General features: G+C 67.8%; 10 protein-coding genes and 2 pseudogenes. 10 read left to right on the plus strand and 2 right to left on the minus strand.

From position 1 onward, the window contains the following. Positions 1–689 precede the first annotated feature (689 nt). Positions 690–1,430 (minus strand): GntR family transcriptional regulator, encoded by a 741-nt coding sequence (locus ACFYXB_RS44530; protein ID WP_389591128.1) that lies wholly within the window; start codon positions 1,428–1,430, stop codon positions 690–692. Between the two features lie 203 nt (positions 1,431–1,633). On the opposite strand from ACFYXB_RS44530, the pseudogene ACFYXB_RS44535 reads away from it, so the two are divergent. From ACFYXB_RS44535 to ACFYXB_RS44565, 7 genes and pseudogenes are all read left to right on the plus strand, one after another. After that, positions 1,634–1,980, plus strand: a pseudogene (locus ACFYXB_RS44535) (hypothetical protein). Then, a complete protein-coding gene (locus ACFYXB_RS44540; RefSeq protein ID WP_389591140.1) occupies positions 1,980–3,296 on the plus strand; it encodes an FtsK/SpoIIIE domain-containing protein in 1,317 nt (438 codons plus the stop codon). Before ACFYXB_RS44535 ends, ACFYXB_RS44540 begins: the two are co-directional and overlap by 1 nt. A 12-nt stretch (positions 3,297–3,308) precedes the next feature. Further along, positions 3,309–3,503, plus strand: coding sequence for a hypothetical protein (locus tag ACFYXB_RS44545; protein WP_389591130.1), 195 nt, complete (start codon positions 3,309–3,311; stop codon positions 3,501–3,503). 131 nt (positions 3,504–3,634) lie between these two features. Then, complete coding sequence (locus ACFYXB_RS44550) at positions 3,635–3,886, plus strand: hypothetical protein (protein WP_389591131.1); 252 nt, start codon at positions 3,635–3,637, stop codon at positions 3,884–3,886. A gap of 11 nt (positions 3,887–3,897) precedes the next feature. Further along, a complete protein-coding gene (locus ACFYXB_RS44555) occupies positions 3,898–5,253 on the plus strand; it encodes a replication initiator (RefSeq protein ID WP_389591133.1) in 1,356 nt (451 codons plus the stop codon). Beyond that, complete coding sequence (locus ACFYXB_RS44560) at positions 5,243–5,455, plus strand: helix-turn-helix domain-containing protein (protein WP_363290399.1); 213 nt, start codon at positions 5,243–5,245, stop codon at positions 5,453–5,455. The genes ACFYXB_RS44555 and ACFYXB_RS44560 overlap by 11 nt, the downstream gene beginning before the upstream one ends. Then, positions 5,452–6,918: a tyrosine-type recombinase/integrase gene (locus tag ACFYXB_RS44565; RefSeq protein WP_389591135.1), complete on the plus strand. Its 1,467-nt coding sequence runs from the start codon at positions 5,452–5,454 to the stop codon at positions 6,916–6,918. Before ACFYXB_RS44560 ends, ACFYXB_RS44565 begins: the two co-directional genes overlap by 4 nt. A gap of 137 nt (positions 6,919–7,055) precedes the next feature. Here the strand turns inward: ACFYXB_RS44565 and sigJ are convergent, their stop codons facing one another. Further along, positions 7,056–7,964 carry an RNA polymerase sigma factor SigJ gene (sigJ, locus tag ACFYXB_RS44570; RefSeq protein ID WP_389591136.1) on the minus strand — a complete coding sequence of 303 codons (909 nt, stop codon included), beginning with the start codon at positions 7,962–7,964 and terminating at the stop codon, positions 7,056–7,058. Between the two features lie 140 nt (positions 7,965–8,104). Here sigJ and ACFYXB_RS44575 point away from each other — a divergent pair, with 140 nt between their 5' ends. The 3 genes and pseudogenes from ACFYXB_RS44575 to ACFYXB_RS44585 form a co-directional block, all read left to right on the plus strand. After that, the gene (locus ACFYXB_RS44575; RefSeq protein WP_389591138.1) at positions 8,105–8,500 is read left to right on the plus strand and encodes a hypothetical protein; all 396 of its coding nucleotides are present in this window, start codon (positions 8,105–8,107) and stop codon (positions 8,498–8,500) included. A gap of 311 nt (positions 8,501–8,811) precedes the next feature. Further along, a complete protein-coding gene (locus ACFYXB_RS44580) occupies positions 8,812–9,225 on the plus strand; it encodes a hypothetical protein (RefSeq protein WP_389591139.1) in 414 nt (137 codons plus the stop codon). Between the two features lie 481 nt (positions 9,226–9,706). Next, positions 9,707–10,657, plus strand: a pseudogene (locus ACFYXB_RS44585) (ISAzo13 family transposase); the annotation flags it as partial. Positions 10,658–10,751: the final 94 nt, after the last annotated feature.

The raw sequence follows: 10,751 nt of genomic DNA on the forward strand, positions 1-10,751 counted from the left end.
CAGACCGCCTGGATCAACGACCCAGCCAAGCGCCGCGAACCCGCACCACAAACCTCATAGCGTCACGACCGTCTCACTGGACTTGAAATCTTCCGTCAGGCTCCGGATCGTCCAGCGTGCAAAGGCGACGAGACGGCGTCGATGTCCTGACGGTACGAATCCACAGCGAGAGCTTGTTGCCAACGCACAATCAACCATCGGAGGGTGCGACCACGACCTCGATGAGCATGTCGCGTACCGTCCAAGGACCAGCTGGTGCCCTGTACGTGCCGCTATACGCACGTCGACCAGGACACGTAAGGGGAGGCCATGAGCCACGTGGATCGGCGTTCGGAGACTCGCTCACAGTAGGGCGGCGGAGCGACTTTGGCCGGGAGCTGCTTTGGGGCGAGTGATCATGGCCCCGTAAGCTTCCGGCGCGTCGGGCAGTCTGTGGACCTGCCCGTTAAAGCACGACGTTGGGGCCACGATCTTCGAGGCTCGCCCCAAAGTGGCTGGCTAAAGTCGTGGAGCCGCCCGCCCCAGCCACGGAGGGGTTTCACTCATCCGCCCGCATGCACGCCGCGCGCCGCCGGGCGCGGCCAGCCGGGGCGGAGACAGGAGGCAGGCCGCGCCGCAGAGGCGGCGCGCGCCCGCGCCGTGCGCGGGCCTTGAACCAGTAGAGAAAGTCTGAGCCAACTGGGCGTCTGCTACAGCCTGAAGGAGAGCTCCAAGTCGTCCCCTGGAAGGTGGAATTCCTCCAGTGCGAGCGGCTTCTCTGCCGCGGTGAGCGTTACGCGGATGATGTGGAGCAGCGGCACACCTTCGGGGAGTCGGAGGGCCTGGGCCTGGTCCGGGAGTGGCATGCGGGTGCGGATGTACTCCGTGAAGTGAAGTTCGTGGCCCAGGTCGGCGAGTGCCGCGTAGAGCTCCGGGGCCGGCGGGGGTGCTTCCTCTTCGTACTTCGTGTCGATCAGTACGGAGAACGGCACGTACGTGCGGTGGAGTTGGCGGAGACGTCCGTTGTCGGCGGTCTGCAACGCGTCGTAGGTGAACATCGGCTCGCCCGGCGGGATGCGCAACAGGTCGGCGAGTGCGAGCGGGGCGTCCGTGCGGGTGGCCACTGGGGGTTCCGCGTTGGCCCAACCGATGCCGTCGGCCTCGACGTAGCCTCCGTCTGGAGTGCGCCGGATGCCGCGCGGACGCGTGTGGCTGGGACGGCTCTGGGGTGATCGGGCGAAGGTGCCCCGTCCCATGATGACCTCGACGAGACCGGACGCCCGCAATTCGGTAAGGCCCTGACGGACCGTGGGGCGCGTCACACCGAACTGCTTGGCCAGTGTCTCCTCGGAGGGAAGCGGCTGGCCGGCGGGGTACGTGCCGTTCAGGATGCCTTCGCGCAGGTAGTCGGCGATCTGCCGGTACTTCGGCTGCGTGTTCTGTGGCGGCATGTAGGCCCTCCATGGCCGTGGTTCCCGATCAGCTGTGCGCCGTCGTGGACGGCTTGTGCGTTCCGGTGGACAGCGTCCCTCATCCCAAGACGGTTGACAACCCGTACTACGGGTGGCCACTCTGGATCCTGAGCCCGTAGTACGGGTCGTCAAGCAACCCGAAGGATCTGCCTTCGGGTGCGATGGATGAGGAGTCCAAACAAGTGGCAAGCCTTCCGATCGACACCGCGAAGTTCACGGGGATCATCTGTGCCGTTCCCCCGGCTCCGCGGATCGCGAACCGTGAGACCGGTCAGCTCCGCGTTGACCGCGACACGGGCAAGACCGTGTACCAGGTCGGCCTGTGCCTGATGTCGGGTGCGTCCGCCGACGTTGTGACCGTGAACATCCCCGGTGAGCCCAGCGGCGTGCAGCTCGGCATGCCCGTCGCCGTACGGGACTTGGTGGCCACGCCTTGGGAGAACGACGGCCGGCACGGCGTCGCCTCCGTGCGGCGGAGATCCGGCCCCTGAACGCTCCGGCTCCGGCTGGGAAGGGGGCCGCGCAGTGATGATCCTGGCCTCCACCGCCTCGGCCGGGACGGCCTGGCCGAGCTCGTTCGTGGTGGTGGCCGCAGTGTTGGTGTCGGGCCTGCTCCTCGCAGGGCCGGCCCTGCGCCGCCGCTACCCCGTGGCCTGGTGGCTCTTATTCGGCCTCCCGGTCGCATGCTGCCGCGTCATCCGTACGTGGCGACCATTGATGGCCGGGTGCGGTCTGGCTGTGAGTCGCCGTCCCGCTCTGACAGTCGTGTCCGGGCTCGTCGGCAAGGGGGCTCCACCTCCTCAGCCGCTGGTGCCCCGGTTCGGGTCCATACGGCCGACTGCCAGCGGCTTCTGGCTGCTGGTGCGTCTTCTTCCGGGCCAAGTGCCCGACGACTTCGTCAAGGCGGCGCCTGCCATGGCTGAAGCCTGGGGGATGCATGCCGTCCGGGTCGCTCCTCAAAAGCCGGGGACGGTCAGGATCACAGCGTCGGTCACTGACCCGCTTGCGTACCCGCGCATACCGAAGCAGCGAGGGCCCGTTCACCTTCTCCGCGTTGCGGTCGGGGCACTGGAGACCGGCGCCGCGTGGGTGATCGACCTGCGCCGCATACCGCACTGGCTGATCGTTGGCGCGACCCGGTCCGGGAAGTCCACGCTGATAAACGCGCTCGTGGCGGGCCTGGCTCCGCAACCCGTCGCCCTGGTCGGCGTCGACTGCAAGGGCGGCATGGAACTGTCGCTGTACGAACCGCGGTTATCGGCGCTCGCAACCAACCGCGAGCAAGCCGTCAGGCTCCTGGCCGCGCTGGTTGATCTCACCCTCGACCGTATGACCGTCTGCCGTGCGGCTCGGGTACGGAACATCTGGGGTCTCCCGGAGCAGGCTCGGCCAGTCCCGGTGGTCGTCATCGTCGATGAGATCGCGGAACTGTTCCTCGTCGCGAGCAGGAACGAGAAAGACGAAGCGCACGCGGCCGGTACGGCGCTCATCCGGCTCGCCCAACTCGGCGCGGCACTCGGCGTCTTCCTCGTCGTCGCCGGCCAACGCGTCGGATCCGACCTGGGGCCCGGAGTCACGGCCCTACGTGCCCAGCTCGGCGGGCGAGTCTGTCACCGCGTCGCCGACCCCGGCACAGCGGAGATGGCCCTCGGTGACCTCAACCCGGATGCGCTCAAAGCAGCGCAGGCGATCACGCCGGAACAAGCCGGTACCGCGGTGCTGGCCTCCGGCGACGGCTGGGAACGCGCCCGCTCCCACCTGATCACCGAAGCGGACGCGGAAGCCATCGCGGCCGAGTACGCGCACCTCACCCCGCACCTTCCCGAACTCCTGGACGCGAAGTGAAGGGGGTCCACCGTGCTCGTGTCCATCTCGGCGGTGCTGCTGCTCGGACTGCTCATCTGGTTCCTGCTGCGCATCCGCTATCTGCGCTGGGCCGACCTGCTGCTTTGCTCGGTCTTCGGCTTTCTGCTCGCCCGGACGGTGGCCGCGCCCCTCGTAGCCACGGTTCTCGACGGCCTGGGCGCCTTCCTCGGAGGGCTCCGTTTCTGACCCACCACGCACGGCCTCAGCTGATCAACACCCGCACAACGGGCTCCCGACGGGGCGCGAAGTCGCCAAACCCGACCCCGTCAGGAACCCACTCCATCCGCCACGTGAGCAGTGAAAGGAGCACCCTCACTTTGTCCACCGCGCATCGTCCGCGCAAATCCCCTCCGCTCGAATGCGAGCTGTGGGACAGGGAGCAGCCGACCTGCGTCGGACGGGAACAGGTCGTTCTCGTCGGACTCGACGGCTTCGAACGCTGGCTCTGCCCGGCGTACGCTGCCGCCCTCTGGCTCACCGATCCGACACTTCGCTTCAGCGCGAAGACTCGGCCTCAAGGGATCTGTGCCGTCATGTGGCAGGCGTTCGGCGGCGGTGGTCGTCAGTGACGACGCCTTCCGTGACTCTCCCGAAGGGCGTCTCCGCGCTGATCGACAGGGCCGGAGAACCGGCCTTTGCGGCCTGGAGACGCCAGATCATCCGTCTCGGCGGCTGCACCAACCCGATTCACCTCGTCGGCACCGCCACGGTCGTTGACTCGTCGACCGGCGAGGCCCTGCTCTCGTACGGCTCGGACATCTACGACGGCCGACTGCTCACCGCATGCGGCAACCGCCGGGCGACGGTCTGCCCGACCTGCGCCCGCATCTATCAGGCGGACACGTACCAACTGATCCGTGCCGGACTGGTCGGAGGCAAGAGCGTGGGGGAGGAAGTCGGCGGCCACCCCCGGGTGTTCGCGACGCTCACCGCTCCTGGCTTCGGCCCGGTCCACACTCGCCGGGAGCGCGACGGCCGCGTACGGGCCTGCCGACCCCGCAAGTCTGGGGAGCTCTGTCTGCATGGATCGCCGGCCGGGTGCCACGCACGCCACGCGGACGACGACCGGCAGCTCGGGGAACCTCTCTGCCCGCGCTGCTACGACTACGCCGGAGCCGTGCTCTGGCAGGCACAATCAGGCGGACTCTGGCACCGCTTCGTCCTGGAACTGCGCCGTGAGATCGCCCGCACGGTTGGGCTCTCCCGCGGGAAGTTCAGCGAGAGCGCTCGGGTGTCATACGCCAAGGTCGCCGATTACCAGCGGCGCGGGCTGGTCCACTTCCATGCCGTCATCCGCCTCGACGGCGCGGAGGGGGCCAACTCGACTCCGCCGGGCTGGGCCACGACTGCCCTGCTCTCGGCAGCTGTCCGCGGTGCTGCCGAGAGAGTGCGGCTCCTGGCTCCCGGGAGGGACATCGTCGGCCCCCGTGAGCTGCGGTTCGGGGAGCAGATCGACGTACGCCCCATATCCGCTTTCGGAGCGGGGGAGCGGCTGACCTCGGCGGCCGTAGCCGGTTACATCGCCAAGTACGCAACGAAGGGCGCCGAGACCGCCGGCGCGGTGGATGGCCGTATTCACGGGGCGCGGGACCTGGTCCTGTTGCCCGTACGTGCCCATGTACTCCGCATGATCAGTACGTGCTGGTGGCTCGGCGGCCTGCCCGACTTCGCCCCGCTCGGCTTACGGCGCTGGGCGCACATGCTCGGCTACGGCGGCCACTTCTCCAGCAAGTCGCGTCGCTACTCGACCACTCTGACCGCACTCCGGCAGGCTCGCGCAGATCATCGCGCAGAGGAGCAGCAAACCGCCCTCGGCATCGGCTCGCGGCCAACGGTCACGGTCGACGAGTGGCGCTACGCCGGGCGCGGCTACTCGCCGGAAGCGGCGCTCCTGGCTGCTTCGGCACGTGAGGGCGGTGCTTCCCATGGCGCGTGACGCCCGTACGAATTCGGCCGAACTCCTCACCGTTCGGCAGGTGCTCGAAGAGCTCGGCGGCATCTCCCGGCGCACCTTCTACCGCTGGCGAGAGCTCCGTATCGCCCCGGCCTGCATACGGCTGCCGAACGGTGAGCTGCGGGTTCGGCGTGACGTGCTCAACGACTGGTTGGAGGAGCGGGCGGAGGGGGTGGCCTCGTGAAGTCGTACAAGGTCTCTGTCTGGAAGCTGAGCATCAACCGCTCCGCGAAGAAGCCAACGTACCTCGTCCGGTGGTCCGTGGACGGTGAACCGTTCCACGAGTCACACAAGACGAAGGCGCTGGCAGATCGCTTCCGGGCAAAGCTCCTTCGGGCGGCCGACAAGGGCGAACCGTTCGACACTGTGACCGGCCTGCCTGACGCTCTTCAAGGCGGAAAGGCGGCGCTGTCGTTCCTCGACCTGGCGGTCAAGTATGTGGATGCGCGGTGGGCGGAGGCGTCCGCCAAGCAGCGAGACAGCGTGACCGATGCTCTGGCGACGGTCGTTCCCGCCCTGGTCAAGCCGGGGCGGGGGCGTCCCACGTCGGAGGTGCTGCGCCGGGCGCTGCGTTCGTACGTCCTGCCGGTGCCTCGGAGGGACCGGGAGCGACCGGAGGAGATCGCTGCCGCAGTTTGGTGGATCGAGAAGGCATCTCTGCCCGTAGGGGAGTTGCAAGAGATCGTCCGTGTGCATGAGGTGATCGATACCCTGAGCCGGCGGATGGACGGCAAGCCTGCGGCGACGCAGACGTACCGCCGACGGCGTGCCGTGGTCTTCAACGTTCTTGAGTACGCCGTCGAACTTGAGCACCTACCGTCCAATCCGCTGAGCCGGGTGCGGCGCAAGCGGGGAAAGCGGCCAGTGCAGGAGGTCGACCGCCGGGTCGTGGTCAACCCGCGGCAGGCGCGCGAGCTACTCACCGCGCTCACGTATGTGGGTGGCTACGACCGGGCTGGCGGTCGCCGGCTGCGCGCGTTCTTCGGGTGCCTGTACTACGCGGCCATGCGGCCAGGTGAGGCGCTCGGGCTTCGTCGCTCCAACTGCACGCTCCCGACTTCAGGCTGGGGCCGCATCGAGCTGACGGAGACCCGGCCCACCGCAGGGAAGGCATGGACCGACTCCGGCGAGGCTCACGATCGGCGGGGGCTGAAACAGCGAGCGGAAGGAGAAGTGCGAATCGTGCCGATCCCGCCTCCACCGGTGCGGCTGCTTCGCGAGCACGCGAAGGAATTCGGCACAGCGGAGGACGGGCGGCTGTTCTTCAGCGAGCGGGGAAACGTGATCGCTGCCTCTTCGTACTCGCGAGCGTGGAAGCAGGCTCGCGAGCTGGCGCTCGTGCCGCATCAGGTCTCATCGGTCCTGGCTTTCCGGCCGTACGACCTTCGTCACGCCGGCGTCTCCCAGTGGCTCAACTCAGGAGTGTCGGCCCCGGAGGTCGCCGCTCGCGCGGGCCACTCGGTGGACGTCCTTCTCAAGATCTACGCGAAATGCATCGACGGTCAGGAGCAGGAGATGAACGATCGGATCATGCGTGGGCTGGAGGAGGAGAACTGGGTCACCATCTCGGACAAGTGGCCGCCGAACCTGAGTGAGAGGGTCCCAGAGAGATCTGGGGCTCTTCTCGTTCTTTCTCATTCACGATAACGAGAGCATCGCTATGTGGCTGGAGTGGCGCGGAGAGGGCGAACGCGAGCCGATTCAGAGCCTGATCCGTGCCTTGGTTGCTGAGCACGAGGGAGTTCCCTCGCACCGACAAGGTTCGCCGCGATGCCGTGGTTAAGTCATTCCCCCTGCTCGGTCCCAAGCCGCTCGTTCCAGGCCCGCAGCTTCTCAGGGTTGCGCACGCCCCAGATGCGGGTGATCCGGCCGTCAGCGATCTCGAACGCTGCCACGTTCACGGTCAGCTCCCCGCGCATCGCCGCCAGGCCCGGCCGGCCGTTGACCGAGAGGACCCGCAGCTCCATGCCGGGCGCGCGGACGCTGATGTCCGCGATGTAGCTGGCGATCTGCGCGGCGCCCTCCACCGGTCGCAGTGTCGCGCTGACCAGGCCGCCGCCGTCGGCGATCATCACCGCGCCTGGGTCCAACAGGCCGACCAGGGCGGGGATGTCCTGCTGCTCCCATGCCTGTTTGAATTCCCGGATGATCCGCGCTTGCTCAGCGCTGGGTACCGGTGCGGACCGCACCGCGCGGACGCGGCGGCGTCCCGAGGAGGCCAGTTGCCGACAGGCGGCCGGTGAGCGCTCCACGATCGCGGCCACGTCGTTGAAGGGGTACTGGAAGACGTCGTGCAGCACGAAGGCCACGCGCTCGGCCGGGGTCAACGTCTCCAGTACGACCAGGAAGGCCATGTCCACCGATTCGTCCAGCACGATCTGGTCTGCCGGGTCGGTCGTTTCAGCTCTGCGGCCCTGCAACTGCGAGGCGTCGGGCAGCGGTTCGGGAACCCACTCGCCCACGTACCTCTCGCGTCGCGCGCGGGCTGAGCCCAGCACGTCCAGGCAGATGCGGCCGGTCACCGTGGTCAGCCAGGCCCTGGGCGAGGCGACGTCCGCGCGCTGCCCCGGCGTCAACGCGTACCAGCGGGCGAGCGCTTCCTGCACCGCGTCCTCAGCCTCGACCAGCGAGCCCAGCATCCGATAGGCGACGTTCGTCAGCCACGGGCGCTCCTGTGCGACGGCATCGGTCACAGTGTCTCCCTCACTCGAACCCGATGCCCATCATGATCGTTTACCAGCCCCGCAAAGGGCAACGGATCGTGCAGCCTCACATTCTCGGCAGCTGCGTCGTCGTATCCGCGACGGCGCACAGACGAGCAGAGGAAAACACCGTGGCCACGCAGACCATCTCCCAGTCGCGCAGCACCTTCTACCCGGCGTTCGTCCGCATCGCGGTCGTTGTGCAGACACTGACGTTGTTCTTCCAGGCGGCCACTGCCGGCCTCCTGCTCTCGCACCACCTCAGCGTCCTGCACGCAGTAGGGGCCCGGGTGATGTACGGCGCGGCCATGCTTTACGTCCTGGCCGCCATTGTGGCCTGGCGCCCGGGTGGCGGCTCGCCCAAGCCGATCCTCTACGGCACCACGTTCCTGGTCCTCGCCTCGGTGCAGGTGGTGCTCGGCATTACTCACACCCTGAGCCTGCACGTCCCGCTGGGTGTGCTGATGTTCGCCATGAGCTTTTATCAGCTCGGCCGCGAACTAGCGGCCCGCCAGCGCGTGAGTTGATGGCCGGTCCGGCTTTTCGGTTGGGCTGAGCAGACTGGTTGCGGGCTCGCTGGAGTGGAGATGCGGTGATCCCATCCGCTCCAGTGACGACAGATATGACATAACGCCACATGCCGCCGTCTGAGTCCGTCTTCGGGGGTGTGCGGGACGGCGGGCGCGCGGAATGTGATGTCCAGTCCTCGTGGAAGGCGAGGGCGATATGGATGTCATGCGCCCCGGTATTGCGCCATGATCGCGGCGGGCGGTAAAATATGCCGGTTTCAGGATTGACGGTCCGGTTCGTCGCGGTCTCACCTTCAGTGGGAGGCACGTTGCAACGCAAGGCTGTCGCGGTCCAGGGGGATCGCGTTTCGGAGTGGGGCTGGTTTCTGGCTTGGCTCGCCGTCGGCGGGTGTCTGGCCCTCGGGCTGGCCGCGCTGCTGTCGGTGGGTGTGGCCCTGATCGCCCTGGCCGCCGTGGCCGCGGTCCTCCTGCTCCGGAAGGGGTACAGAAATGCCCTGGTCGGAGCCGTCGCGGGCCTGGCTCTGCCGCTCTTCTATCTCGCTTACCTGAATCGGGGCGGTCCGGGCGACGTGTGCCACGCCACGGCCGGGGGGAGTACGTGCACCGAGGAGTACGCGCCGGTGCCGTTCTTGATCGCCGGTTCCCTCCTGTTCGCCGCCGGCTTCGTGATCTTCCCCGTACTCGATCACCGGCGCAGGGGTACGCGCCAACCTCGGACGTAACCCGGCTGACCAGAGGTTTGTGCCCCAGCCATGCGGTGGGTGGTGGAGGAGGCTAACGGGATCTTGATGCTGTGCCGCAGGCTCGTACGCGACCACGAACACCGTCCCGCCGCCGAATCGCGGGTGTACTGGGCGATTAGCGATGTGCTGGCCCGCCGACTGGCCGGGCCGGCACCTCCACCTCTTGGCGCGGCGCATGACCAGCCGGGGCTGACTTTGGGGGCGGTGCTGGTGCGTCTGGAGGGGCGGGGGTGCGACATCGCCGCGCAGGTCGAAGAGGCGAGGGAGCAGATCGCACAACCGACCGCACAGCTGGACGAACTTGGTCGGGCTGCCGAGGAGATCCGGATCACCCGCAAAGCGCTGCAACGGGTGCGATGGTTGCTGTCGGCATGTCGAGCAAGGGCAAGTGATTTCGTAGCGCTTAGGGCGTGCAGATCATTAACTCGTGGCTTTCCGCTCGGTGGTTCGTTGGTCTGGCATGAGCGGGTTGGAAGGGCAACGGGCCGTGCTGGCGGCCAAGTTCAGGGCGATTCTGCCGCACCTCGACGAGCGGCAGCGTCGTCTGTTGATAGGGGCGGAAGCTCAGTCCCTCGGCCACGGCGGGATCAGAGCAGTCGCCCGTGCCGCCGGTGTCCGTGAAGGCACTGTGTCTGCCGGAGTGCGGGAACTCGACTCCGGACAGGCCCCGTTGGCACGCATCCGCCGGCCTGGAGGTGGCCGCAAACGCGTCGTCGACCTGAACCCAGCCGTTCGGGAGGCACTCCTCACGCTGGTCGAGCCCGACGTCCGCGGAGATCCCACGTCGCCGCTGCGCTGGACCACCAAGTCCACCCGCAAGCTCGCCGAGCAGCTGACCCGGCAAGGCCACGGGATCTGCGCGGATACGGTGGGCGACCTCCTGCGCGAGGAGGGCTTCAGCCTGCAGAGCAACGCCAAGACCCTGGAAGGCAAGCAGCACCCCGACCGGGACGCACAGTTCCACTACCTCAACGAACAGGCCCGCAACCACCAAAACAGCGGGGCTCCCGTGATCAGTGTGGACACGAAGAAGAAGGAACTGGTCGGCCCCTTCAAGAACAACGGCCGTGAATGGGAACCCAGAGGCGAGCCGGTGCGGGTCGACACCCACGACTTCCCCGACCGCGAGCTGGGCAGGGCGGTGCCCTACGGCATCTACGACGTCGCCGCGAACACCGGCTGGGTCAACGTGGGCACCGACCACGACACCGCCGCGTTCGCCGTCGAGTCGATCCGCCGCTGGTGGAACGGAGCCGGGCGGGCCACCTACCCGACGGCCGGCCGGCTGCTGATCACCGCAGACGCGGGCGGCTCCAACGGCTATCGCACCCGGACCTGGAAGACCGAGCTCGCCCACTTCGCGGCCGAATCCGGCCTGACGATCACCGTCTGCCACCTGCCTCCCGGCACTCAATGCCGTTGCTTGAGGATGGCAAGCAGTTCCCCGTGACGCCGGGGCAGTGCGGTCGTTGGACCCGGTATGCATCCGTGGGTGGGGTTATCCG

It is taken from the genome of Streptomyces sp. NPDC002619, from assembly GCF_042889305.1.
Taxonomy (GTDB): Bacteria; Actinomycetota; Actinomycetes; order Streptomycetales; family Streptomycetaceae; genus Streptomyces.

Bases quoted from the DNA above. Each gene is read 5' to 3' on its own strand.
- ACFYXB_RS44530 (WP_389591128.1), bottom strand. From the start codon at position 1,430: ATGCCGCCACAGAACACGCAGCCGAAGTACCGGCAGATCGCCGACTAC.
- ACFYXB_RS44540 (WP_389591140.1), top strand. From the start codon at position 1,980: ATGATCCTGGCCTCCACCGCCTCGGCCGGGACGGCCTGGCCGAGCTCG.
- ACFYXB_RS44560 (WP_363290399.1), top strand. From the start codon at position 5,243: ATGGCGCGTGACGCCCGTACGAATTCGGCCGAACTCCTCACCGTTCGG.